The following is a 23648-nucleotide window of genomic DNA, read 5'->3' as shown; positions in this document are numbered from 1 at the left end:
GATCGGCGCCCGTTTCGTGCGGCTTCGCCGAAGGGACGCGTCCTCGGCCGCCCGCACGGGGTTTCGAAAACGTTTAGCGTGACGCCCGGGCCGGGGTAGCGTTCGTCGAAACCTCGAGGAGCACCGATGACCGCTGCCCACCTGACCGTCGACCCCCGCTTCGCGATCGGCCCCGTGCGCCGACGCCTGTTCGGCGGATTCGTCGAGCACCTCGGTCGCCACGTCTACGACGGCATCTACGAGCCGGGCCACCCGGCGGCGGACGAGCAGGGGTTCCGCACCGATGTGCTCGAGCTCGTATGCGAGCTGGGCGTGTCGATGATCCGCTACCCCGGGGGCAACTTCGTGTCGGGGTTCCGCTGGGAAGACAGCGTCGGCCCGCGTGAGCAGCGCCCCCGCCGTCTCGACCTCGCGTGGCACTCGACCGAGACGAACGAGGTCGGCCTGCACGAGTTCGCCGACTGGCTCGACAAGGCCGGCTGCGAGCTCATGCTGGCCGTCAACCTCGGCACGCGCGGTGTTCTCGAGGCGCTCGACCTGCTCGAGTACAGCAACGTGCCCGGCGGCACCGCCCTGTCGCAGCGGAGGATCGACAACGGCCGCGCCGAGCCGTTCGACGTGCGCGTGTGGTGCCTCGGCAACGAGATGGACGGACCGTGGCAGCTCGGTCACCGCTCGGCCGACGACTACGGCACGCTCGCGGCGCAGACCGCCCGGGGCATGCGGCAGATGGACCCCTCGATCGAACTGGTCGTGTGCGGGTCGTCGGGGGCCGCGATGCCCACGTTCGGGGAGTGGGAGCGCGAGGTGCTCACCCACACTTACGACGACGTCGACATGGTCTCGTGCCACGCGTATTACCAGGAGCACGACGGCGACGCGGCCTCGTTCCTCGCCTCGGCCGTCGACATGGACCGCTTCATCGAGGCGGTCGTCGCCACCGCCGACCACGTCGGCGCCGCCCGCGGCAGCAGCAAGAAGATCGACATCTCGTTCGACGAGTGGAATGTCTGGTACATCGACCGCGTCGACGCCGTGAAGCCCACCGCGATCGACGACTGGCCCATCGCGCCGCGCCTGCTCGAAGACGTGTATTCGGTCCTGGATGCCGTCGTCTTCGGCAGTCTCCTGATCTCGCTGGTGAAACACGCCGATCGCGTCGCCTCGGCCTCGCTCGCACAGCTCGTGAACGTGATCGCCCCGATCATGACCGAGCCCGGCGGCCCCGCGTGGCGCCAGACGACGTTCTTCCCCTTCGCCCTCACCTCGCGCATCGCGCGGGGCGAGGCGGTGCGTCTGCGGGTCGAGGCGCCCACGATCGACACGGCGCGGTACGGCACGGTTTCCGCGGTGGATGCCGTGGCCACCGTCGACGACGCAGCGGAAGCCGTCGCGGTGTTCCTCGTCCACCGCGGCCTCGAACGACCGGTGGACCTCGAGATCGACGTGAGCGCCTTCGGCGAGGTCGAGGTGGTCGAGACGCACCTGCTGCACGACGACGACCCCGGGGCGTCCAACACTCTCGACGACCCCGAACGCGTACGGCCGCGAACGGTGCAGACGCGCCTGGGGAACGGCATCCTTTCCCTGACTCTGCCGCCGGTCGCGTGGGCTGCGGTGTCGCTGCGCCGGGTCGGCTGAGTCGCGCGTCAGCGGTCGTCGCCCTTCGCGGGCGTCTCCGTGAAGGGCGACCCTCTTCGCGGCGGGCCGCCGCGCCGCGCCACTCGCTCTCGCGTGCGGGCGCGTGCGAGAATGACACCGGCGTGCCCGGACCGACCTTTCCCCGCACGGCGCCACATCGATCCGATGAGCGCCGCACGGGTTCGAAGGGCCACCGGGCCCCAGGACAGCGTCCGCCGCACCTTTCCTCCGAGGAGCAGAGATGTCCGCTACCCCCACCGCCACCGCCGCCGAGTCCTCGACCGGCGCGCGCGTGCAGCAGCACCGCCGGTACCTCATGTGCCGCCCCGAGCACTTCACGGTGAGCTACAGCATCAACCCGTGGATGGAGCCCTCGCGGCCCACCGACACGAACCTCGCCGTGCAGCAGTGGCAGGCGCTCTATGACACCTACGTCTCGCTCGGGCATGAGATCGAGCTCATCGACCCGCTCGAGGGTCTGCCCGACATGGTCTACACGGCCAACGGCGGCTTCGTGATCGACGGCATCGCGTACGGCCCGAAGTTCCGCTTCCGCGAGCGTGCCGCCGAGGCCCCCGCGTTCATCGACTGGTTCGCGGCGAACGGCTTCGAGGTCGCCGAGCCCGTCGAGGTCAACGAGGGCGAGGGTGACTTCCTCCTCGTGGGAGACACGATCCTCGCCGGCACCGGCTTCCGCTCGACCGGTGACAGCCACCGCGAGGTCGGCGAGGTCTTCTCGCGCGAGGTCGTGTCGCTGACGCTCACCGACCCGCGCTTCTACCACCTCGACACCGCGATCTCGGTGCTCGACCCCGTCGAAGGCCCGGGCGGCGTCGAGAAGGCCAACATCGCCTACCTCCCCACCGCGTTCGACGAGAAGAGCCAGGCGATCCTCCGCGAGCGCTACCCCGACGCCATCCGGGTGGCGGATGCCGATGGCGCGGTCTTCGGCCTCAACTCGGCCAGCGACGGCAAGAACGTGATCATCTCGCCGCGTGCCGTCGGCTTCGAGGCGCAGCTGCGCGAGCGCGGCTACACCCCCGTCATGGTCGACCTCTCCGAGCTGCTGCTCGGCGGCGGCGGCATCAAGTGCTGCACCCTCGAACTGCGAGGCGGATCCCGATGAGCACCACCGTCGACGACCTCGGCGCCCGTCTCATCGCCGAAGAGGGCGCCCACCTCGCCCACAACTACCACCCGCTGCCGGTCGTCGTCTCGCGCGCCGAGGGCGTGTGGGTCACCGACGTCGAGGGCAAGCGCTACCTCGACCTGCTCTCGGCCTACTCCGCGCTGAACTTCGGCCACGGCCACCCGGCGATCCTCGCGGCCGCGCGCGAGCAGCTCGACCGCTTGACGCTCACGAGCCGCGCGTACCACAACGACCGTCTCGGGCCCTTCGCCACGGCGCTCGCGCAGCTCTGCGGCAAGGACACCGTGCTGCCGATGAACACCGGCGCCGAGGCCGTCGAGACCGGCATCAAGGTCGCGCGCGCCTGGGGTTACCGCACCAAGGGCATCGCCCCTGATGCCGCGACCATCATCGTCGCGAACGGCAACTTCCACGGCCGCACGACCACGATCGTCGGCTTCAGCGACGACCCCACGGCGCACGACGACTTCGGTCCGTACGCTCCGGGCTTCGTCCACGTGCCGTACGGAGACGCGGATGCCATCGCCGCGGCGATCGACGAGAACACCGCCGCGGTGCTGCTCGAGCCCATCCAGGGCGAGGCCGGCGTCGTCATCCCGCCCGAGGGGTTCCTGCAGCGCGTGCGCGAGATCTGCACGGCGAACAACGTGCTGTTCATCGCCGACGAGATCCAGTCGGGCCTCGGACGCGTCGGTGAGACCTTCGCGTGCGACCGCGAGGGCGTCGTGCCCGACGTGTACCTGCTCGGCAAGGCGCTGGGCGGCGGCATCCTGCCCGTGTCGGCCGTCGTCGCGGACGACGACGTGCTCGGCGTCATCCACGCCGGTGAGCACGGGTCGACCTTCGGGGGAAACCCGCTGGCTGCGGCCGTGGGTCTGCGGGTCGTCGAGATGCTGGCATCCGGAGAATTCCAGACCCGCGCGAAGGCGCTGGGGGCGCACCTCGAGGCGTCTCTGCAGACCCTCGTCGGCCAGGGCGTCACCGCCGTGCGCATCGCGGGTCTGTGGGCCGGCGTCGACATCGACCCGTCGTACGGCACGGGTCGCGAGGTCGCCGAGAAGCTGCTGACTCGCGGCGTGCTCGTGAAGGACACGCACGGCCAGACGATCCGCATCGCCCCGCCGCTGACGATCCGCGCGACCGAGCTCGACTGGGCCGTCGAGCAGATCCGGCACGTGCTCGCGGGCTGAGCGCGCTTTCCCCGCGCGAGGGGTCAATTCCTGTCGCCTCCGGACACCCCAGGCGACCGAAGATGACCCCTCACGCGAGGGGGCTCAGACCACCGACACCGTGCGCTGATCCCAGCCCGTCGCGCCGTCGGGCGCGGGAGCGGCCGTGTCGGAGGTCTGGGTCTCGCCGGTGGCCGACACCGCGCGGCAGCGGATGACGTGCGAGCCGCTCTCGGCGTTCCACGGCAGGCTCCACTGCACCCACGTGTCGGCCGAGATCGCCGTCGCGAGCGACGCCTTCTGCCAGGGCCCGTCGTCGACCTGCACCTCGACACCTGAGACGCCGACGTGGGTCTGCCACGCGACCCCGGCGATGACCGTGTCGCCCGCGGCGACCTGCGCGCCCGAGCGGGGCACGTCGATGCGCGACTGCAGCTTCACGGGTCCGCGCTCCGACCAGCCGCGCGAGGTCCAGTAGCCCTCGGCGCGGTCGAAACGGGTGACCTCGAGCTCGCTGACCCACTTGGTCGCCGAGACGTAGCCGTACAGACCGGGCACCACCATGCGCACGGGGAAGCCGTGCTCGATCGGCAGCGGTTCGCCGTTCATTCCGATCGCGAAGAGCGCGTCGCGGTCGTCGGTGAGGGCCTCGAGGGGGCTGGATGCCGTGAACCCGTCGACCGAGCGCGAGAGCACCATGTCGGCCTCGGCGGTCGGCTTCGCGGGGGCGAGGATGTCGCGGATGGGCACGCCGAGCCAGCGCGCGGTGCCGATGAGGGAGCCGCCCACCTCGTTCGAGACGCACACGAGGGTCGCGACGGTCTCCTGCTGAGGGAGGGCGACCAGGTCGTCCCACCGCAGCACGACCTCCTGCTCGACGAGACCGTGCACGCGCAGGGTCCAGGTCGAGGGGTCCACCTGGGGCACGACGAGCGCGGTGTCGATGCGGTAGAAGTCCGAGGCGGGCGTGATCACCGACGCGAGCCCGTCGATGCCGAGGTCGGCGGCGGCGGGAACCGTCGTCGTGGTGGCAGGGGTGGGCAGCCGCAGCGCCGCTCGGATCGCGCTCACCGCTCGCGCACCCCCGCTCAGCGCGAAGGACCCGGCGGTGGCCAGCACCCCGGCCAGCACGGCCACGCCCGAAAGGGCGAGCACGCTGCGGCGCGAGACGCCGTCGTCGGCGGGGGTCTGCACGGAACGCCGGCGGAGCCGGGCGACCAACAGCCCGGTCACCAGAGCGGCAGCCGCCCCCGCCACGAGCGAGGGCAGGGGCGACAACGTCCCGGCATCCGCCCGCGTCATCGAGACGATCGCGCCGATCACGCCCAGTGCGACGAGGACGACGCGTCCCCACGGGGCTTTCCGGCGCTCGAGCACGCCGGCGACCCCGGCGACGATCAGCAGCAGCACCGCGATGCCGACGAGCAGGGCGGCCTTGTCACCCGTACCGAACAGGTCGATCGCCAGGTTCTTCGCCCAGGCCGGAGCGAGGTCGATCATGCCGCCGCCGATGACTGCGAAGGGGCTCGCGGTGGGCGACACGATCGCCGCGGCGAGCTCGCCGAGGCCGGCGCCGAACACGGTGGCGGCGATGGACGCGACGATCGCTGCGAGGTCGCGGCGGCGGGAAGATGCGGGGGTCACGAAGGGAGCCTAGAGAGCGCCGGGCGCTCGGGCGCCGGGCGCGCGGTATTCACAGCCAACCGGCATCCGTCGCTCCGGCCTGTACGGGACGGACCCCCGTGTCAAGGTTCTGTCGGTTTCTTCCCGTCGTCCGCATGCTGTCGCGGTGAACCACCGCGGCCACTCGGCATTCCCCCTGCTCCTCCCCGACGACACCCCCGATCTCGATGAGGTCCGTGCGGCTGTGGGGCGGATGGATGCCGACGGTGCCTCCGCCACCGACGTCGCTGCCACACTCGCCTGGGCGACGAGCCTCGTCCCGCCGCGTTCGCTCGGTGCGACCTGGGAGCTGCTCGCGTCGGTCGCCGCGCGCGAGGTCGCGGTCGCCCGCATGCTGGAGCCGCACCTCGACGCCCTGTCGATCCTCGCCGAAGCCACCCGCGAGGGGATCGACGTCGACCTCGAACCGGGTGGGTCGTGGGGTGTCTTCGCCGCAGAGGGATCGGGCATGCGCCTCGAGGCACGGCACCACGACGGCGTCTGGACGCTGCACGGCTCCAAGCCCTGGTGCTCCCTCGCCGCCGACCTGGACCGCGCTCTCGTGACGGCGTGGGTCGATGACGAACGCCGGCAGCTCTTCGCCCTCGATCTGCGAGACCCGGCCGTGAGGGTGCGGACCGGTCCCTGGCACGCGCGCGGGCTCGAGCGGGTCGTCAGTGCCCCGATCGACGTCGATGGAGCGGTCGCCGTCCCCGTGGGCGAGCCCGGCTGGTATCTCCGTCGACCCGGCTTCGCGCACGGTGGGGTCGGGGTGGCCGCGTGCTGGTGGGGCGGTGCCCTGCCGCTCCGCGACGCGCTGCGCGAGGCCGCCGCGTCCGACCGAGCGGACCAGCTTTCGCGCGTGCACCTCGCTCGCGCCGACACCGCGCTCTGGGTCGCCCGCACCGTGCTGCGCGAGACGGCGGCGGTCTTCGGTGCGGGCGGTTCGGCATCCGAGGGTCTGCGCGCCACCCGCGCCCGCACCGTCGTCGCGGAGGCCGTCGAGACGACCCTCGCCGAAGCCGCGCACGCCCTGGGGCCGCTGCCCCTCGTCGCGGATGAGGCGCACGCGCGACGCGTCGCCGATCTGCAGATCTACCTGCGCCAGCACCACGGCGAGCGCGATGCCGCGAGAATCGGCGGCGACATCGCGACGGGAGCGGGCACGTGGTGAGCTTCGACCATCGCGAACCCGGGACCGACGAGCGCGTCTGGGCGGACGCCCTCCGCCGTGACTCGCCATCTCTCGATCTGGACGTCGACCACCTGATCGTTGTCGCCGCGCACCCCGACGACGAGAGCCTGGGAGCGGCGGGGCTGCTCGCGACCGCGGCCGCACGTGGCATCCGGATCGATCTCCTCGTCGTCACCGACGGCGAAGGCTCTCACCCCGAGTCGCCGACGCACAGCCCCGCGACTCTCGCCCTGCTTCGCCGCCGAGAACTCGTCGACGCCGCACGCATCGTGGGGCTGGTCGCCGACCCGGTCTTCCTCGGTCTGCCCGACGGCGGGACGGACGAGCATCGGGATGCCATCACCGAGGCGCTGCGCGAAGCGATCGACGCCGCGGCGGGCCGGCGCGTGCTGGTGGTGTCGCCCTGGCGAGGGGACGGGCACCGCGACCACCGGGTCGTCGGAGAGATCGTCGAGCAGGTCTGCGCCGCGCGCGGCGTGCGATCGCGCGCCTTCCCGATCTGGCTGTGGCACTGGGGCGGCCCCGACGACGTGCCGTGGGATCGCGTCGAGCACCTCGCCCTCGAGCCTCGTGCGCGCGACCTCAAGACCCGCGCTCTCGACGCGCATCGCAGTCAGCTCGAGCCGCTGTCGGCCGCTCCGGGGGACGAGCCGATGATCCACGCGCGCATGCACGCCCACTTCGTCCGCGATGCAGAGGTCTTCCTCGTTCCAGAGGCGCCCTCGACCCCGGCGGGCAGCGTCGGCCGCGAGTACTTCGACGACATGTACGCCCGGCACGAGGACCCCTGGGGCTTCGACTCGCGCTGGTACGAGGAGCGCAAGCGCGCCGTCCTCCTCGCCGCTCTCCCCAGGCGCACGTATCGCTCGACGCTCGAGGCCGGGTGCTCCACGGGTGCTCTGACCGCGCAGCTGGCCGACCGCAGCGACCGGGTGCTCGCCGTTGACCTCGCGCCCACCGCCCTCGATCGCGCGCGGGCGCGGCTCGCGGGGCGCGAGAACGTCGAGTTCCGCCTCGCGACGCTGCCCGCGGCGTGGCCCGAGGGCGAGTTCGAGCTGGTGGTGGTGTCGGAGGTGGCGTACTACTGGGCGGGGGCAGACCTGGATCGCGGGCTCACGGCGGCCGTCGCCTCGCTGAGCACCGACGGTCACCTGGTCGCGTGCCATTGGCGGCATCCCGTCGCCGAGTACCCGCACACCGGCGACGAGGTGCACGACGCGCTCGCGGCGCGACCCGACCTGGTGCGCCTCGCGCGGCACGAGGAGCAGGACTTCGTGCTCGAGGTGTACGCGCATCCGGGCGCTCTTTCGGTGGCGGCCGAATCGGGGCTCGTCGCATGAGGGCCCTGGCCGTGGTCATCCCGGCGCACGACGAGGAGGCCCTGATCGGTCGATGCCTGGCATCGGTCACCCGGGCGGTGTCGCTCGCGCGCGAGAGCCAGCCCGACCTCGACATCGCGGTCGTCGTCGTGCTCGACGCGTGCAACGACACCACCGCCACCCAGGTGCGGCGCTGGCCCGTCGAGGCGGTCGAGATCGCGGCACGTCGCGTGGGCACCGCCCGTCGGATCGGCGTCGCGCACGCTGTGACGCGGCTCACCGCCGGCGCCGACGACACGTGGATCGCGATGACGGATGCCGACACCGTCGTGCCCCCGAACTGGATCACGCACCAACTCGACCTCGCCGACGCCGGGGTCGACCTCGTCCTGGGAACGGTCCGCCCCGACTTCGCCGACCTCAGCGCCCGACACGTCGCGTACTGGCGTGCCACCCATCACCGGGGCAGACCTCCCGGAAACGTCCACGGAGCCAATCTGGGCGTGCGGGCGAGCACGTACGCCCGGGCAGGTGGCATCCCGGATCTGGCCGAGCACGAGGACGTGGCCCTCGTCCGCGCGGCACGCACCCTCGGTGCGCGGGAGCGGGCGAGCGATGTGCACGAGGTCGAGACCTCGGGCCGTTTCACCGGCCGCACGCCCGCGGGATACGCCGCGTTCCTCGCGCGCGTGCACGCCTGGGTCGACGCTCCACCGCTGGCGGCTCCCGGCGCCTGACCCACCGGGTGGGGGTTCGTCAACCACCTCCGCCGCTCCGCACCTTCGCCGCAGACTGGCCATCCCCGGAATGAGAGGCATCACCATGAAGGCACTGACCTGGCAGGGCAAGCGCAACGTGAGCGTCGAGGAGGTTCCCGACCCCGAGATCCTCGAGCCCACCGACGCGATCGTGAAGATCACCTCGACGGCGATCTGCGGCTCCGACCTGCACCTCTACGAACTGTTCGGACCGTTCATCGACAAGGGCGACGTGCTCGGCCACGAGCCGATGGGCGTGGTCGTCGAGGTCGGCTCGGCCGTGACGAACCTCGCCGTCGGCGACCGGATCGTCGTGCCCTTCAACATCTCGTGCGGCCACTGCTTCATGTGCCGCCGCGGACTGCAGTCGCAGTGCGAGACGACGCAGGTGCGCGAGTACGGCAGCGGTGCCGCGCTGTTCGGTTACACCAAGCTCTACGGCCAGGTGCCGGGCGGCCAGGCGGAGTATCTGCGCGTGCCGCTCGCCGACTACAACCACATCCGCGTCGGCGACGACCTGCCCGACGACCGTTACCTCTTCCTCAGCGACATCGTGCCGACCGCCTGGCAGGGCGTGCAATACGCGAACGTGCCCGAGGGCGGGACGCTCGCCGTCATGGGCCTCGGCCCCGTCGGCCAGTTCGCGGCCCGCATCGGCGTGCACCTCGGCTACCGGGTCCTCGCGATCGAGCCCGAGCCCGAGCGCCGCGCGATGGCCGAGCGCCACGGCGTGCTCACCTACGACCTGACCGACACGGTGGTCGACGAACTCGTCGATCTCACCGAGGGGCGCGGGGCGGATGGAGTGGTGGATGCCGTGGGCATGGAGGCCCACGGGAACGGCGGCATCAAGCTGGCCCAGAACGCCGTCGGGCTGCTCCCCGACGCCCTCGCGCAGAAGCTCATGGACAAGGCCGGACTCGACCGCCTCGCCGCGGTCTACGCCTCGATCGACCTCGTGCGCCGAGGCGGAACCGTCTCACTGAGCGGTGTCTACGCGGGTGAGGCCGACGTGCTGCCCATGAAGACGATGTTCGACAAGCAGCTGAACCTGCGCATGGGCCAGTGCAACGTCAAGCGCTGGATCGACGACCTGCTGCCGCTCGTCGAAGACTCCGCCGACCCGCTCGGCGTGATGGACCTGGTCACGCACCACGCCCCCCTCGAAGACGCCCCCGGCCTGTACGAGACCTTCCAGAAGAAAGAAGACGGCTGCATCAAGGTCGTGCTGCGCCCCGGCGCCTGAGCCGCGCCGCACCCGCGTGAGGGGTCGATTCCTGTCGCCTGGAGCAGCGCCAGGCGACAGTTTTCGACCCCTCGCGCGCGCTCGCTGCGCAAGAGCGCGGGTGGGAAACGTGTCCGCAACACGGTGCTGGGTAAAGTCGTCGCATGGGTGACCTGTTCGACGGTTACGGCTCCACGCTGGCGCCGCGCAAGACCGCATCCGGCATCCCGGCGTTCGACGAGATGTTCGGCGTTCCGGCGAGTCCCGGAGAAGCCGCCCCCTCGCGCGAGGCGTACCGGGAGCTGTACCAAACGCTCGCGCAGATGACGCAGGAAGAACTGCGCGGGCGCACCGAGTCGCTCGCGAGTTCGTACCTCGCGCAGGGCGTGACCTTCGACTTCGCGGGGGAGGAACGTCCCTTCCCCCTGGATGCCGTGCCCCGGGTCATCGCGTACGACGAGTGGTCGCGCATCGAGGCCGGCGTGAAGCAGCGGGTCAAGGCGCTCGAGGCGTTCCTCGACGACGCCTACGGCAATCAGCACTGCGTGCGCGACGGCATCCTGCCCGCGGGTCTCATCTCGTCGTCGCAGTACTTCTACCGCCAGGCGGCCGGCATCCGCAGTGCGAACGGCGTGCGCATCCAGGTGTCGGGCATCGACCTGATCCGCGACGAGCACGGCGAGATGCGCGTGCTCGAAGACAACGTGCGCGTGCCCTCGGGCGTCTCGTACGTCATCTCGAACCGCCGCGTCATGGCGCAGACGCTGCCCGAACTGTTCGTGTCGATGCGCGTGCGCCCCGTCGGGGACTACCCGAACAAGCTGCTCGCCGCGCTCAAGGCGTCGGCCCCGCCCGGGATCGACGAGCCCAACATCGTCGTGCTCACCCCCGGCGTCTACAACTCCGCGTACTTCGAGCACACGCTGCTCGCGCGTCTGATGGGCGTCGAGCTCGTCGAGGGGCGCGACCTGTTGTGCATCGGCGGCAAGGTGTTCATGCGCACGACCCGCGGCCCGCAGCGCGTCGACGTGATCTACCGCCGCGTCGACGACGACTTCCTCGACCCGCTGCAGTTCCGCGCCGACTCGATGCTCGGGGCGCCCGGGCTCATGCTCGCCGCACGCCTGGGCAACGTGACCATCGCCAACGCGGTGGGCAACGGCGTCGCCGACGACAAGCTGCTGTACACGTACGTGCCGGACCTCATCCGGTACTACCTCGCCGAAGAGCCGATCCTCAAGAACGTCGACACCTGGCGTCTCGAGGATCCCGGCGCCCTCGAAGAAGTGCTCGACCGCCTGCCCGAGCTCGTGGTGAAGCCGGTCGACGGCTCGGGCGGCAAGGGGCTCGTCGTGGGTCCCGATGCTTCGCCCGCCGAGCTCGACGCGCTGCGCAAGCGGCTCACGGCCGACCCGCGCGGCTGGATCGCCCAGCCCGTGGTCATGCTCTCGACCATCCCGACGCTCGTCGAAGACGGCATGCGTCCCCGTCACGCCGACCTCCGCCCCTTCGCGGTCAACGACGGCGACGACATCTGGGTGCTGCCCGGTGGCCTGACCCGCGTGGCGCTGCCGGAGGGCCAGCTCGTGGTCAACTCCAGTCAGGGCGGCGGCTCGAAGGACACGTGGATCGTCGGCGGCTCGGCCCCCTCGCACGTCGAGTACGGCCAGGGCAACGGCGTCTCGGGACTCGTCGCCGACCAGGCCGCGGTCACCGAGTCGATCCCGATCATCTACGACGGACAGCCCGCTCCCTCGACCTCGCCGCGCGATCCGCGCCCGGGCGGAGGGCCCTCGGGCAAGGAGCAGCAGGAGCAACAGCAGCAGGATGCCGCCGTGCAGCACGGTCCGCAGGCCGAGCAGCAGCAGCAGGCGCGGGAGGCGGGGTCATGCTGAGCCGCATCGCAGAATCGCTGTTCTGGATCGGCCGCTACATCGAGCGCAGCGACGGCACCGCCCGCATCCTCGACGTGCACCTCCAGCTGCTGCTGGAGGACCCGTGGATCGACGAGGACACCGCGTGCCGCTCCCTGCTCAGCGTCATGGGGTCGGCGTGGCCCGAGAACGTGGACACCGTCCGCCGCGACGACGTGCTCGCTCGCCTCGCGGTCGATCGGATGAACCCGTCGAGCATCGCGTACTCGATCACCGCGGCTCGCGAGAACGCCCGGCGTGCTCGCGAGATCGTGTCGACGGAACTGTGGGAGATCCTCAACACCACGAACGCGCGGATGCCGCGGCGCCTGCAGACCGACAAGGTCCACGAGTTCTTCCAGTGGACGCGCGAGCGGGCGGCGCTGGCCATCGGCATCGTCGATTCGTCGACCAACCGCGACGAGGCCTGGCAGTTCTTCACCCTCGGCCGGAGCATCGAGCGCACGGACATGACCGCGCGACTGCTGGCAACCCGCTCGCTCACCGAGGTGTCGGGCCCGTCGTGGACGACGATCCTGCGTTCGTGCGGCGCGTACGAGGCCTACCTGCGCACCTATCGCGGCATGCCGAGCGCCCGTAACGCGGCGGAGTTCCTGTTGCTCGACCGCCTCTTTCCGCGCTCGATCATCTACTCGATCCAGCGCGCCGAGGACTGCATGAGCGCGATCGACCCCCGCGCCGATCGCGTCGGGCACTCGAACACGGTGCTGCGTGCTCTCGGTCAGATCCGCAACGATCTGGAGTACCGCCCGGTCAGCGACATCCTGGCCGAGTTGCCCGAGCACATGCAGCGGGTGCAGACGGTCACGCGCGAGGCGTCGGAAGCGATCCGCTCGCGCTTCTTCCCCACTCAGGCCGAACCGTCGTGGATCGGAGAGATCTCATGACGGATGCCGCGACCGCCGTCCGTGCGAAGACCTCGGGAGGTCGGCGATGAAACGCCTGCGCATCGAGCACCAGACCGGGTTCGTCTACCCCGGCGACGTCGTCGCCTCGTACAACGAAGCCCGCATGCTGCCGCATTCGACCGACAGCCAGTTCGTGCTGAGCTCGTCGCTCGACATCGAGCCGTCGACCTCGGTCAATCAGTACGTCGACTACTTCGGCACGCGCGTGGCGGCCTTCGACGTGTTGTCGCCGCACGGCGCGCTGACCATCACCGCGCGTTCGCTGGTCGAGGTGCGCCCGCGGCCCATCGAGCACGCCGACATCACCTGGGAGCAGCTCGCGGCGGAGGCGGCGCGGTCGATCTCGACGGTCGAGCAGCTGACTCAGACGCGGCGCACGACCCCGCACGCCGAGGTCGCCGAGCTCGCGCGCTCGATCGCCGCCCAGCACGACCGGCCCGGGCCCGCGGCGCACGCGATCGCCGAGGCCATCGGGAACGCGATCGACTACATGCAGGGGGTGACCGGCGTGCACTCCACGGCGGTCGACGCCTGGGAAGCGCGAAAGGGCGTGTGTCAGGACATCGCGCACATCGCGATCGGGGCCCTGCGCGAGGTCGGCATCCCGGCCCGCTACGTGTCGGGGTACCTGCACCCGAAGCCTTCCGCCGAGGTCGGCGAAGCGGTGACCGGAGAGTCGCACGCCTGGGTGGAGTGGTTCGCCGGTGACTGGCAGGGCTTCGACCCGACGAACAACATCGAGATCGGCGACCGCCACGTGCTGGTCGGTCGCGGCCGCGACTACAACGACGTCCCGCCGCTGCGCGGCGTGTACGCCGGTCCCGGCAAGAGCAACCTCAAGGTGAAGGTCACGATCACGCGCGAGACCTGACCCCGGTCAGCCGGATGCCGCGGCGCCCAGGAGCTTCTGGACGTCGCGGTGCAGGCGCGGAAGGTGAGCGTCTTCGCTGCGGTCGGCGCGGCGTGCCCACTCGTCGAGGGCAGTGCGCATCTCGAGGGCGGCGAGGCCGATCGCGGAGCGCACGTCGAGTTCACTGAGGCCGATGCGCGTCGCGATCTCGGGGACGAACAGGTCGGATGAGGTCGTCTCACGTCGGATGGCGGCACCGAGCAGCGTGGGCTCGTGACCGATCAGCCGTCGGACGCGGAGGAATCTCGCTCTCGCCTGCGCGTCGGCGTGCAGTCGATCGAGTTCGCGGGCGAACACCGTGCGCAGGGCTCGGGTGAGAGCGGCGATGTCGTCGCCCGCCTCGCCGACCTCGGCCAACGCCGCGACGAAGCGCTCGTCGTCGATGAACACGGCGTCTTCTTTGGTGCCCGCGAGGCGGAAGAACGTCCGGGCCGAGACGCCCGCTCGCGCGGCGATCTCGTCGACCGTGGTCCGGGCGACGCCCTTCTCTTCGAACAGGTCGAGGGCGGCCGCGCAGATCTCGAGGGTCGTCTCGCGGCGTCGCCGATCGCGCAATCCCTCCCCGGAGGGGGCCGGTGCGATCTCCATGTCGGCTACAGTAGTCCATGTCTTATTGGCAGTCACTGCCAGAATGTCATTTACTGCTCATTCACCATCCAGAGAGGTTGACCATGGTCGCCACCGGAACCGTCCCCACCGCCGCACCGCCCGGAAAGGCCGCCGTTCGCCCCGGTGCCGTCATCGCGCTCCTCGTCGTCGCCGCGTTCGTCGTCATCCTGAACGAGACGATCATGGGCGTCGCCCTGCCCGAACTCATGCGCGAGCTCGACATCACCGCCGCGACCGCGCAGTGGTTGACCACCGCGTTCCTGCTCACGATGGCGGTCGTCATCCCGACCACCGGCTTCCTCATTCAGCGCTTCCCGCTGCGGGCCCTCTTCTTCACCGCGATGGGTCTGTTCACCCTGGGTACCGTCGTCGCCGCGGCCGCCCCCGGGTTCGGCGTGCTGCTCCTCGGCCGCATCGTGCAGGCCTCGGGTACCGCGATCATGATCCCGTTGCTGTTCACCACGGTGCTGAACGTCGTGCCCGCGAACCGCCGCGGACGCATGATGGGGCTCATCTCGATCGTCATCTCGGTGGCGCCCGCGGTCGGCCCCACCGTCTCGGGGCTGATCCTGTCGACGTTCCCGTGGCGCGCCATGTTCATCGTGATGATCCCGATCGCCCTCATCGCGGTCGCCCTCGGCGCGCGCTGGGTGCGGAACCTCACCGAGACCCGTCGCGTGAGCCTCGACGTCGTGTCGGTGGTGCTCTCGGCCCTCGCGTTCGGGGGCATCATCTTCGGCCTGTCCAGCATCGGCGAGGCGGCGGGCGGCCACGCGATCGTGCCGGTGTGGATCCCCCTCGTCGTGGGCGCCCTCGCCCTCGCGGCCTTCATCGTGCGGCAGGTGCGCCTCGGTTCGACCGACCGCGTGCTGCTCAATCTGGCGGTGTTCCGTCATTCGACCTTCACGCTCGCGGTCATCCTCGTGGTCATCGCCATGACCACTCTCTTCGGCGTGCTCATCCTGCTGCCGCTGTACCTGCAGAACGTCCTCGGTCTCGGAACCCTCCCGACCGGTCTCATGCTGCTGCCCGGAGGTCTGCTCATGGGCCTCATGGCGCCCATCGTCGGCAACCTCTTCGACCGTTTCGGCGCGCGCCCTCTCGTGCTGCCGGGGGCGATCGTCGCGAGCATCGCGTTGTGGGGCTTCGCGACCCTGTCGGCGAGCACTCCCATCGGTCTCGTCATCGCGGTGCACTGCGTGCTGAGCCTCGGTCTGGCCTTCATGTTCACCCCGCTGATGACCGCAGCCCTCGGGTCGCTGCCGCGCGAGCTCTACCCGCACGGCTCCGCGATCGTCTCGACGGTGCAGCAGCTCGCGGGCGCCGCCGGGACGGCCGTCTTCGTGACGCTCATGACAGTCGGCGCGGCCGCCGCGATGACGAACGGGGGAGCGTCGATGGTGGATGCCACGGCATCCGGCATCCACACGGCGTTCTTCGTGGCGGCGTGCCTGTCGTTGGCGGTCATCGTGCTCGCTGCATTCGTTCGCACGCCGAAGCAGGTCGACGGGGTCGAGGGGACGCCGGCGCACTGACGCTGGTCGTGGGGCCCTCTCGCGCGTACGATGTGGTCCGACCACATTGACGAGAGGGTCCCCATGGTTCAGCGTCAGCTGCCGAAGGTCGGCGAGCTCCTCGAGCTCATGCAGTTCAAGAAGCCCGAGCTCGACGCGCGCAAGCGCCGCCTCGACGCCGCGCTCACGATCGCGGACCTGCGCACGATCGCCAAGCGCCGCACGCCCAAGGCCGCGTTCGATTACACCGACGGCGCCGCCGAGGGCGAACTGTCGCTCGACCGCGCCCGCCGCGCGTTCGAAGACGTCGAGTTCCACCCCGACATCCTGCGCCCCGCCGCCGACGTCGACACCTCGTGCCAGATCCTCGGCGGTCCCTCGGCCCTGCCCTTCGGCATCGCGCCCACGGGCTTCACGCGTCTCATGCAGACCGAGGGTGAAACGGCCGGTGCCTCCGCGGCCGCGGCCGCCGGCATCCCGTTCACGCTCTCGACCCTCGGCACCACCTCGATCGAGGGCGTGAAGGCCGCGAACCCGGTCGGTCGCAATTGGTTCCAGCTCTACGTCATGAAGGACCGCTCGATCTCGTACGGTCTCGTCGAGCGCGCGGCGAAGGCGGGCTTCGACACCCTGCAGTTCACCGTGGACACCCCCATCGCCGGCGCGCGCCTGCGCGACAAGCGCAACGGCTTCTCGATCCCGCCGCAGCTGACGGTCGGCACGATCGTCAACGCGATCCCGCGCCCCTGGTGGTGGATCGACTTCCTCACCACCCCCAAGCTCGAGTTCGCCTCGCTCAGCACCACCGGCGGCACCGTCGGCGAGCTGCTGAACGCCGCGATGGACCCCACGATCAGCTACGACGACCTCGACGTGATCCGCGGCATGTGGCCCGGCAAGATCGTCGTCAAGGGCGTGCAGAACGTGACGGATGCCGCACGCTTGGTCGACCAGGGTGTCGACGGCATCGTGCTCTCCAACCACGGCGGGCGCCAGCTCGACCGCGCGCCCATCCCCTTCCACCTGCTGCCGAAGGTCGTGCGCGAGGTCGGCGAGGACGCCACGGTCATGGTCGACACCGGCATCATGAACGGCGCCGACATCGTGGCATCCATCGCCCTCGGCGCGAAGTTCACCCTCATCGGCCGTGCCTACCTCTACGGCCTCATGGCCGGCGGGCGGCAGGGCGTCGACCGCACGATCGCGATCCTGCGCAGCGAGATCGAGCGCACGATGACCCTGCTGGGCGTCTCGTCGCTCGACGAGCTCGAGCCCCGCCACGTCACACAGCTCACGCGGCTCGTGCCGGTGGCCGATCAGGCGGTCGACGCGCGGGTGTGACGCCCGCTGCGCACCCTCGGTGATTCGCGCATCCTCAGCCGAAGAGGGCGGGATGCCGCTGAGGTCGTGCGGATCGCTGAAGATCTGCGAGGGCGAGACCCCCCGTCACCGACAGAACGGCCGTCCGAATCCGAACAGCACGCCGCCGACGGCGACGCCCTCGTCCGACCCCGTCGACCACTGTTCGCCCACGTTCGTGCGTACGGTCACCCGATCTGTGCGGAACAGCGAATACGACCCGTCGTCGGGCACCCGCGCGGCCCGGAACCACGGGGGGATGTCGGCGATCGCGACGCGTCCGTCGACCAGCAGGTCGAAGCTGCGGGGCTCCCACCCCTCGTACGCCCAGGTCACCACCGCTCCGCCGTCGTTGTAGCAGCCGAGCGCCGACGGGCCGGTGACACGGCCGGCGGTGACGGTTCCGGATGCCGCGGACTCCTTGCTGAACGAGGCCGCGGCCGGGGTACTCACGGCCACCGCCGCCGTCGCGAGGGCGACCGCGAAACCGAGGCCGCGGGGGAACAGGCGTGCCCTCGTCGGTCGCGCGCGCACAGCCCGACGGGTCGGCGGGGCGCCCTCCGAGGGTGGCGACGGCTCGTCGGGGCCGTCGTCGACCCCGCGGCGGAGGGCGAGCGCGAGGCAGAGGGCGAATCCGGCCGCGACGACCGCGAGCGGAGCGACCTGGCCGGTGCGTACCCAGACGATCGGCAGCCCGATCACGGGCACCCGCAGCACCCCGACACCGAGGACGGCATCGGGGTGCAGCGGGGTCGAGTCGGCGGCGGGGTTGGCATCGCCCTTCGTGACGAGTTCGCCCTCGGCGCTGATCTGGGCGACGCGGTGCAGGCGCAGGCGGTCGCCCCGGTCGGGATCGGTCGCGAGCACGACCCGTCCGGGGAGGAGGGCCTCCCGCGGAACGGGTCGCGACACCACGATGTCGCCCGCCTCGATGGCCGGCGACATCGACGCCGTCATCACGGTGGTGGGCATCCACCCCAGGGCGGCCGGGGCCGCTGCCCAGAACGCCAACGTCAGAACCAGCGTCACGACCGCCCGCGCCGTCGCCACCCCCGCGACGAGGATGATGCGACGGGAACGCACGGACTCAGCTGTTCTGTGCTTCCCAGACGAACGAGGTCGAGGCGGTTCCGCCCTGGACCGCGTTCGGCGCGTCGTCGGCGAGCGTCCACGTGATGCGGAACGTCCGCGTCTCGCTCCCGCCTCCGGCCGGACTCCAGGTGGCCGCCCCCGAACCGTACGAGGAGTGGGCGCCGGTGAAGCCCGAGAGACGCCCGTCGAACACCGTGCTCTGCGGGGTGAAGCCGTCGCAGGTGCCGAAGCCTGCCCCGGTCCCCTGCTCGACGCGGAGGATCAGGTGGTCGGCCAGGCCCGCGGTGCCCGACACGTCGTCGGCGTACAGGCGCACCTGCGAGGCCAGGCTTCCGGTCGAGGTGACGGCGATGCAGTTCGTCTCGCCGTCACCGGGCTTGGCGTTGCCCGCGGTGAACAAGGCACGGCCGGCATCGTCGTCGTCGAGTTGGACCGTGCCCGCCCGCCAACTGTTCTGCTGGTTCGGCGCGGTGTCGGAGAAGGCGGCGTACGAACTCGTCGACACCAGGACCCCGGCCGCGATGAAGGCGGCGGGTACGGCGATCGCGGTGGCGATGCGAGAGGAACGGCGTGTGAATTTCGACATGATGAATCTCCCCACGAGATCAGTAAGCGAATCAGACACCCGCACGATAGGGGAGCGGCTGGGTCCTTTCGCGCAGCGGCTTTCGGCTTGACAGGCCCCCCGGGGGTATGGCATCCATTCGATTGAATGGACTAGTCGGTTCGCACCTCGCTGTCCTCGCGCCGACGCGCGGCTGCCCCGAGCGTCAGCGTCGAGGCGAGTCCCAGGGTGAGGAAGGCGGCGGCGGTGAAGGCAGCGGCTTTCGTACCGTCGCTGAACGCCGCACGGGCGTTGATCGCGAGATCCCGGGTCTCAGACGACGCATCGAGGCCCGCGATCGCCGCTCCGGCGCTGTCGACCACCTGCGAGACCACCTGATCGCGCTCGGCCGCGTCGATGCCGCGATCGTCGAGAGTGGATGCCAACACCCCCGCCGTGGTCGAGAACAGCACGGTGCCGAGGATGGCGACGCCGAGCGCTGCTCCGAGCTGTCGCGACGTCGACTGGGTGCCGGAGGCCTGGCCGCTCGCGGACGGCGGGACGTCGGCCAGGACCACGCCCGTGAGCTGCGCCGTCGCCAGGCCCACGCCGAGCCCGTACACGAAGAGGAAGGGGACGAGCGGGCCCCAGGCGGCATCCGGCCCGATGGTGAAGGCGACGCCGGCGACGCCGATGATCTCGGCGAGAAGCCCGCCGCGCACGATCCAGACCGGAGCGAACTTGCCGCTGAGGGCGCCCGCGACCCCGCTGGCCACGAACGACCCGATCGCCAGCGCGAGCAGCAGCAGGCCCGTCTGCAGGGCGTCGAAGCCCACGACGAACTGCAGCCAGAGGGGGAGGGCGAGGATGATGCCGAACTCACCCAGAGACACGACGGCCGCGGCGATGTTGCCGTTGCGGAACGAGGTGATCCGGAACAGATCGAAGGCCAGGAGCGTCGAGCGACCGTGACGCTGGCGGCGAAGGCCCCACGCGATGAACGCGACCAGGGCGACCGCGGCCACCGCGAAGGCGATCGGCACGGGCGAGATCGGAAGCGGCCAGCTCCCGTCGCCGATCGAGGGGGCGGTCGCGACCGTCCACCATCCGTAGGTGCGCCCCTCGATGAGTCCGAACACGAGCGGGGCCATGGTGAGCACCGAGAGCAGGGCTCCGACTCCGTCGATGCGCTCGGCCCGATCGCTGCGCGATTCGGCGACCGTGAGGGCGACGCCGATCACGATGATGACGCCGAGCGGGATGTTGATCCCGAAGGCCCATCGCCACGAGAAGGCTGTGGTCAGCCAGCCGCCGAGCAGGGGGCCGACGGCCGCCATGCCGCCGATCGTCGAGCCCCAGACGGCGAAGGCGATGCCGCGCTCGCGGCCACGGAAGGTGGCGTTGATGATCGACAGGGTCGTCGGCAGGATCATCGCACCGCCGACTCCCTGGACCAGGCGCGACAGGATCAGCAGCCCTCCGGTGGGGGCCGTGGCCGCGGCGATCGAGGCGCCCGCGAAGATGATCACGCCGAGCAGCATGAGCCGGCGTCGCCCGAACCGGTCGGCGAGGCTGCCGAAGACGAGCAGGAAGGATGCGAAGACGAGGGTGTAGGCCTCTTGGACCCACTGCACCTCGGTCGACGAGATCTCGAGCTCTTCGACGATCGAGGGCACGGCGACGTTGACGATCGTCGAGTCGACGATGATCAGCGACACGGCGATGCTGATGAAGACGAGCCCCGCCCAGCGGCGCCCTGCCTGTGTTCCGTTCATGTCGCTAGCTTATCTAGCTAAATGCGTCGACGCGAGGGGTTGCGCGCGCGACCATGACCGCCTCCGGCGAACGCGGGGCGCGGGCTCTCGAATCGGGTGTTCGCCCTCAGTCCCCGTGACGCGGGCGAGGCGTCGCTCGCGGCGCGCGCTCGCCCGGGGGCAACGGGATCGGCGTGGTGCCGGCGATCTCGTCGCTGAAGTCCTCGGGTTCGGGCGCGATCGTGGTGATCGGACGCGTCTCATCGAGCGTGAGGCGGAACCGCTTCGTCTCGTGCCGGTGCAGGCGGCCCGACAGTGCCGTCCAGGTCGCACCGACGCCGCACGCGATGACCGCCACGACGGCGGCGAGGGCGATCGCCACGCGCGGGCCGAACTCCGCCGCCACCGCGCCCACGATCGGCGCGCCCACGGGCGTCCCTCCGAGGAGGATCGCCATGTACAACGCCAGGACCCGACCGCGCAGGACGGGATCGGTCGTCGTCTGCACGTACCCGTTCGCCGTCGTGAGCGTCGTGACCACGCAGAACCCCGTCAAGACCAGGGTGGCCGCGTACGCCCCGTAACTGGGGGCGAACACGGAGAGAGCGGATGCCACGGCGAAGCCGCCGGACCCGACGATCACGACCCGCATCCGGGCGCGTTCCCGCCGCGCGGCGAGGAGCGCGCCCGCGAGCGAGCCGATGGCGACGAACGAGCTCAGGAGTCCGAAGCCATCCGCACCGCGGCCGAATTCGAGCGCCATCGTCGAGGCGAAGATCGGGAAGTTCATGCCGAAGGCCCCGAGCAGGAACACCATCACGAAGATGACGACGAGGTCGGGTCGCCGGGCGACGTAGCGGAAGCCGTCGGCCAGTCGCGCCGGGCCGCCGCGGCGGTGGCGCGCCACCAGTTCGTGCGGCCGCATCACGGAGAGCGCCGCCAGCATGGCGACGAAGGTGATCGCGTTGACGAGGAACACCCATCCGGTGCCCACGATCACGATCATCACGCCCGCGGCGGCCGGGCCGATCAGGCGGGCCATGTTGAAGGACGCGGCGTTGAGCGCGACGGCATTGGACGCGTTCTCTTGGGACACGAGGTCGGACACGAAGGCCTGGCGCGCCGGGTTGTCGAAGGCCGTGACCACGCCGAGGGCCAGTGCGAACCCGAACATCAGCGGCAGGGTCATCGCTCCGCTGAGCAGCAGGACGCCGAGTGTCACGGCCAACAGCAGTAGAGCACTCTGCGTGCACATGATCAGCTTGCGGCGGTCGAAGCGGTCGGCGACCCACCCGGTGACGCTCACCAGCAGGAGCGGGGGAGCGAACTGCAGGGCCATCGTGACGCCCATGGCCGCGGCGTCGTTGTCGGTCAGTTGGGTGAGGACGACCCAGTTCTGGGCCGTGGACTGCATCCAGGCGCCGACGTTGGAGACGAGGGCTCCGATGAACCAGACGCGGTAGTTGAAGATCGACAGCGACCGGAACATCGACGTGCTCATCTGTCGGCCACCTTCCTCATGATCGTCGTCGCTCGAGCGAGAACCTGTCTTTCTTCGGGGGAGAGCTCGGCGAGAGCCTCTTCGACGAAGGCGTCTCGTCGGCGCACCGTTTCGTCGACGATGCGGCGCCCGAGGTCGGTGAGGTCGATCGTCACGCGCCGGCGATCGATCTCGTCGGGGATGCGCGAGACGTATCCCGCCTCCTCGAGGAGCGACACCGTGCGGTTCATCGAGGGTGCCGTGACGCGCTCCCGGTCGGCCAACTGCCCGAGTGTGTGAGCGCCGTGAACGGTGAGGGCGGCGAGGACGGCGAACTGCCCGTCGCTCATGGTGTCGACGGCGCGCTGGGCCCGGAGGCGGCGCGCGAGCCGGAATGTCGCCATCCGCAGCTCGGACGCCGCCGCACTGTGGTCAGAACTCAGGTCGGTGAGGGGGGATTCGTCGACGCGATCATTCATGTTCCTCTGGACAGGGTAGCTCATTAGCCTTGCTAAGGGAATGGTCGGGCGCGGTCGCCGACGGGGCCGCCGCCCTAGACTCCCCCCATGCCCGAGTTCGACGACGCCTACGGCATCCGCATCGTCTACGACGTGTACGAGGCGGTCGAGCCCCGCGCCGTCGTGCAGCTGCTGCACGGGGTGGGCGAGCACGCCGGCCGCTACGGCGCCCTCATCGAGGCCCTCGTCGGCGCGGGCTACACCGTCTACGCCGACGACCATCGCGGCCACGGCCGCACGGGGCTCGGGCAATGGGGAGGCGATCACGCCAAGCTCGGGCGTCTCGGCCCCGGCGGTCTCGGCGCCGCCCGCGACGCGGTGTGGACCCTCTCGCAGCGCATCCGCGAGGAGCACCCCGACCTGCCGCTCGTGCTGCTCGGACACTCGTGGGGCTCGTTCCTGGCGCAGATGCTGCTCGATCGGCATCCGGATGCCTATGACGCGGTCGTGCTGAGCGGCTCGGCCCTGCGGTGGCCGGGCTCACTGAACGCGGGTGACCTGAACGCGCCGTGGAAGAATCTCGGCGGCTCCGGGATGCAGTGGCTCTCGAGCGACGAGCAGGTGGGACGCGACTTCGTCGCCGATCCTCTGACCACGTCGACGCCCCTCGCGCGGCTGTTCGGCCCCCTCGAGACGCTCAAGCTCCTGGGGCGACCTGGTCGCAACCTCGGCCACGACGTCTCGATGCTGCTGATGGTGGGGCGCGACGACACCGTGGGCGGTCCGCGCAGCGTGCACCGCCTCGCCGACGCGTACCGGCGGCGGTCGGGCCTGACCGACGTGACGACCCTGGTGTATCCCGGGGCGCGGCACGAGATCTTCGCCGAGCGTGAGCAGGCCGCGGTGCGCGCCGATCTGCTGGCCTGGCTCGGCGAGCGGCTGCCGTCTCGCGTCTGACCGCGTGGGG

At 70.7% G+C, this 23648-nt stretch carries 20 protein-coding genes; 13 read left to right on the top strand and 7 right to left on the bottom strand.

Going from position 1 to position 23648, the window contains the following annotated elements:
- The first annotated feature begins 126 nt into the window (after positions 1 to 126).
- From ASE56_RS02025 to rocD, 3 genes are all read left to right on the top strand, one after another.
- Positions 127 to 1641 (top strand): alpha-N-arabinofuranosidase, encoded by a 1515-nt coding sequence (locus tag ASE56_RS02025; protein ID WP_056224473.1) that lies wholly within the window; start codon positions 127 to 129, stop codon positions 1639 to 1641.
- Positions 1642 to 1882: 241 nt separating this feature from the next.
- The gene (gene ddaH, locus ASE56_RS02020) at positions 1883 to 2767 is read left to right on the top strand and encodes a dimethylargininase (protein ID WP_056224470.1); all 885 of its coding nucleotides are present in this window, start codon (positions 1883 to 1885) and stop codon (positions 2765 to 2767) included.
- Positions 2764 to 3981, top strand: coding sequence for an ornithine--oxo-acid transaminase (gene rocD, locus ASE56_RS02015; protein WP_056224468.1), 1218 nt, complete (start codon positions 2764 to 2766; stop codon positions 3979 to 3981). The genes ddaH and rocD overlap by 4 nt, the downstream gene beginning before the upstream one ends.
- Before the next feature lie 84 nt (positions 3982 to 4065).
- Here the strand turns inward: rocD and ASE56_RS02010 are convergent, their stop codons facing one another.
- Positions 4066 to 5604, bottom strand: coding sequence for a molybdopterin-dependent oxidoreductase (locus ASE56_RS02010; protein ID WP_056224466.1), 1539 nt, complete (start codon positions 5602 to 5604; stop codon positions 4066 to 4068).
- 145 nt (positions 5605 to 5749) lie between these two features.
- On the opposite strand from ASE56_RS02010, the gene ASE56_RS02005 reads away from it, so the two are divergent.
- The 7 genes from ASE56_RS02005 to ASE56_RS01975 all read left to right on the top strand — a co-directional run bounded on the left by ASE56_RS02005 (position 5750) and on the right by ASE56_RS01975 (position 13832).
- A complete protein-coding gene (locus ASE56_RS02005; protein WP_235556905.1) occupies positions 5750 to 6796 on the top strand; it encodes an acyl-CoA dehydrogenase in 1047 nt (348 codons plus the stop codon).
- A complete protein-coding gene (locus tag ASE56_RS02000) occupies positions 6790 to 8157 on the top strand; it encodes a bifunctional PIG-L family deacetylase/class I SAM-dependent methyltransferase (RefSeq protein WP_082450278.1) in 1368 nt (455 codons plus the stop codon). The genes ASE56_RS02005 and ASE56_RS02000 overlap by 7 nt, the downstream gene beginning before the upstream one ends.
- Positions 8154 to 8873, top strand: a complete 720-nt coding sequence (locus tag ASE56_RS01995) for a glycosyltransferase family 2 protein (protein WP_056224464.1) — start codon at positions 8154 to 8156, stop codon at positions 8871 to 8873. The genes ASE56_RS02000 and ASE56_RS01995 overlap by 4 nt, the downstream gene beginning before the upstream one ends.
- A gap of 85 nt (positions 8874 to 8958) precedes the next feature.
- Positions 8959 to 10140 carry a zinc-dependent alcohol dehydrogenase gene (locus ASE56_RS01990; protein ID WP_056224462.1) on the top strand — a complete coding sequence of 394 codons (1182 nt, stop codon included), beginning with the start codon at positions 8959 to 8961 and terminating at the stop codon, positions 10138 to 10140.
- Between the two features lie 143 nt (positions 10141 to 10283).
- Entirely contained in the window at positions 10284 to 12014 is a 1731-nt protein-coding gene (locus ASE56_RS01985; RefSeq protein ID WP_056224460.1) for a circularly permuted type 2 ATP-grasp protein, read from the top strand.
- Positions 12008 to 12940 (top strand): alpha-E domain-containing protein, encoded by a 933-nt coding sequence (locus ASE56_RS01980; RefSeq protein ID WP_056224458.1) that lies wholly within the window; start codon positions 12008 to 12010, stop codon positions 12938 to 12940. The genes ASE56_RS01985 and ASE56_RS01980 overlap by 7 nt, the downstream gene beginning before the upstream one ends.
- 46 nt (positions 12941 to 12986) lie before the next feature.
- Positions 12987 to 13832: a transglutaminase family protein gene (locus tag ASE56_RS01975; protein WP_056224456.1), complete on the top strand. Its 846-nt coding sequence runs from the start codon at positions 12987 to 12989 to the stop codon at positions 13830 to 13832.
- A gap of 6 nt (positions 13833 to 13838) precedes the next feature.
- On the opposite strand, the gene ASE56_RS01970 is transcribed toward ASE56_RS01975, so the two are convergent.
- Positions 13839 to 14459, bottom strand: a complete 621-nt coding sequence (locus ASE56_RS01970) for a TetR/AcrR family transcriptional regulator (RefSeq protein ID WP_056224455.1) — start codon at positions 14457 to 14459, stop codon at positions 13839 to 13841.
- Between the two features lie 83 nt (positions 14460 to 14542).
- On the opposite strand from ASE56_RS01970, the gene ASE56_RS01965 reads away from it, so the two are divergent.
- On the top strand, positions 14543 to 16015 hold the full coding sequence (locus ASE56_RS01965) for an MDR family MFS transporter (RefSeq protein WP_156371576.1): 1473 nt from the start codon (positions 14543 to 14545) through the stop codon (positions 16013 to 16015).
- A gap of 63 nt (positions 16016 to 16078) precedes the next feature.
- Complete coding sequence (locus ASE56_RS01960; RefSeq protein WP_056224450.1) at positions 16079 to 17335, top strand: alpha-hydroxy acid oxidase; 1257 nt, start codon at positions 16079 to 16081, stop codon at positions 17333 to 17335.
- A 105-nt stretch (positions 17336 to 17440) separates the two neighbouring features.
- Here the strand turns inward: ASE56_RS01960 and ASE56_RS01955 are convergent, their stop codons facing one another.
- The 5 genes from ASE56_RS01955 to ASE56_RS01935 all read right to left on the bottom strand — a co-directional run bounded on the left by ASE56_RS01955 (position 17441) and on the right by ASE56_RS01935 (position 22702).
- Positions 17441 to 18436 carry a S24/S26 family peptidase gene (locus ASE56_RS01955; RefSeq protein WP_056224448.1) on the bottom strand — a complete coding sequence of 332 codons (996 nt, stop codon included), beginning with the start codon at positions 18434 to 18436 and terminating at the stop codon, positions 17441 to 17443.
- A gap of 4 nt (positions 18437 to 18440) precedes the next feature.
- The gene (locus tag ASE56_RS01950; protein ID WP_056224446.1) at positions 18441 to 19031 is read right to left on the bottom strand and encodes a hypothetical protein; all 591 of its coding nucleotides are present in this window, start codon (positions 19029 to 19031) and stop codon (positions 18441 to 18443) included.
- A 131-nt stretch (positions 19032 to 19162) separates the two neighbouring features.
- Complete coding sequence (locus ASE56_RS01945; RefSeq protein WP_056224445.1) at positions 19163 to 20764, bottom strand: MFS transporter; 1602 nt, start codon at positions 20762 to 20764, stop codon at positions 19163 to 19165.
- Between the two features lie 106 nt (positions 20765 to 20870).
- Positions 20871 to 22244, bottom strand: a complete 1374-nt coding sequence (locus tag ASE56_RS01940; RefSeq protein ID WP_056224443.1) for an MFS transporter — start codon at positions 22242 to 22244, stop codon at positions 20871 to 20873.
- Positions 22241 to 22702: a MarR family winged helix-turn-helix transcriptional regulator gene (locus ASE56_RS01935; RefSeq protein WP_056224441.1), complete on the bottom strand. Its 462-nt coding sequence runs from the start codon at positions 22700 to 22702 to the stop codon at positions 22241 to 22243. The genes ASE56_RS01940 and ASE56_RS01935 overlap by 4 nt, the downstream gene beginning before the upstream one ends.
- Before the next feature lie 87 nt (positions 22703 to 22789).
- On the opposite strand from ASE56_RS01935, the gene ASE56_RS01930 reads away from it, so the two are divergent.
- Positions 22790 to 23638: an alpha/beta fold hydrolase gene (locus ASE56_RS01930; protein ID WP_056224439.1), complete on the top strand. Its 849-nt coding sequence runs from the start codon at positions 22790 to 22792 to the stop codon at positions 23636 to 23638.
- Positions 23639 to 23648 lie beyond the last annotated feature (10 nt).

Origin of the sequence: Microbacterium sp. Leaf203, from assembly GCF_001421275.1 — a bacterium.
In the GTDB taxonomy this organism is placed as follows: domain Bacteria; phylum Actinomycetota; class Actinomycetes; order Actinomycetales; family Microbacteriaceae; genus Microbacterium; species Microbacterium testaceum_A.
The sequence above is the reverse complement of the archived record's forward strand: the minus strand, read 5'-3'. Positions and strand labels throughout refer to the sequence as shown.

Coding starts and splice junctions, on each gene's coding strand:
- ASE56_RS01935 (WP_056224441.1), bottom strand. CDS start 22,702: ATGAATGATCGCGTCGACGAATCCCCCCTCACCGACCTGAGTTCTGAC.
- ASE56_RS01975 (WP_056224456.1), top strand. CDS start 12,987: ATGAAACGCCTGCGCATCGAGCACCAGACCGGGTTCGTCTACCCCGGC.
- ASE56_RS02025 (WP_056224473.1), top strand. CDS start 127: ATGACCGCTGCCCACCTGACCGTCGACCCCCGCTTCGCGATCGGCCCC.
- ddaH (WP_056224470.1), top strand. CDS start 1,883: ATGTCCGCTACCCCCACCGCCACCGCCGCCGAGTCCTCGACCGGCGCG.
- ASE56_RS01940 (WP_056224443.1), bottom strand. CDS start 22,244: ATGAGCACGTCGATGTTCCGGTCGCTGTCGATCTTCAACTACCGCGTC.
- ASE56_RS01980 (WP_056224458.1), top strand. CDS start 12,008: ATGCTGAGCCGCATCGCAGAATCGCTGTTCTGGATCGGCCGCTACATC.
- ASE56_RS01965 (WP_156371576.1), top strand. CDS start 14,543: ATGGTCGCCACCGGAACCGTCCCCACCGCCGCACCGCCCGGAAAGGCC.
- ASE56_RS01930 (WP_056224439.1), top strand. CDS start 22,790: ATGCCCGAGTTCGACGACGCCTACGGCATCCGCATCGTCTACGACGTG.
- ASE56_RS01995 (WP_056224464.1), top strand. CDS start 8,154: ATGAGGGCCCTGGCCGTGGTCATCCCGGCGCACGACGAGGAGGCCCTG.
- ASE56_RS01945 (WP_056224445.1), bottom strand. CDS start 20,764: ATGAACGGAACACAGGCAGGGCGCCGCTGGGCGGGGCTCGTCTTCATC.
- ASE56_RS01950 (WP_056224446.1), bottom strand. CDS start 19,031: ATGTCGAAATTCACACGCCGTTCCTCTCGCATCGCCACCGCGATCGCC.
- ASE56_RS01985 (WP_056224460.1), top strand. CDS start 10,284: ATGGGTGACCTGTTCGACGGTTACGGCTCCACGCTGGCGCCGCGCAAG.
- ASE56_RS01990 (WP_056224462.1), top strand. CDS start 8,959: ATGAAGGCACTGACCTGGCAGGGCAAGCGCAACGTGAGCGTCGAGGAG.
- rocD (WP_056224468.1), top strand. CDS start 2,764: ATGAGCACCACCGTCGACGACCTCGGCGCCCGTCTCATCGCCGAAGAG.
- ASE56_RS01960 (WP_056224450.1), top strand. CDS start 16,079: ATGGTTCAGCGTCAGCTGCCGAAGGTCGGCGAGCTCCTCGAGCTCATG.
- ASE56_RS01970 (WP_056224455.1), bottom strand. CDS start 14,459: ATGGAGATCGCACCGGCCCCCTCCGGGGAGGGATTGCGCGATCGGCGA.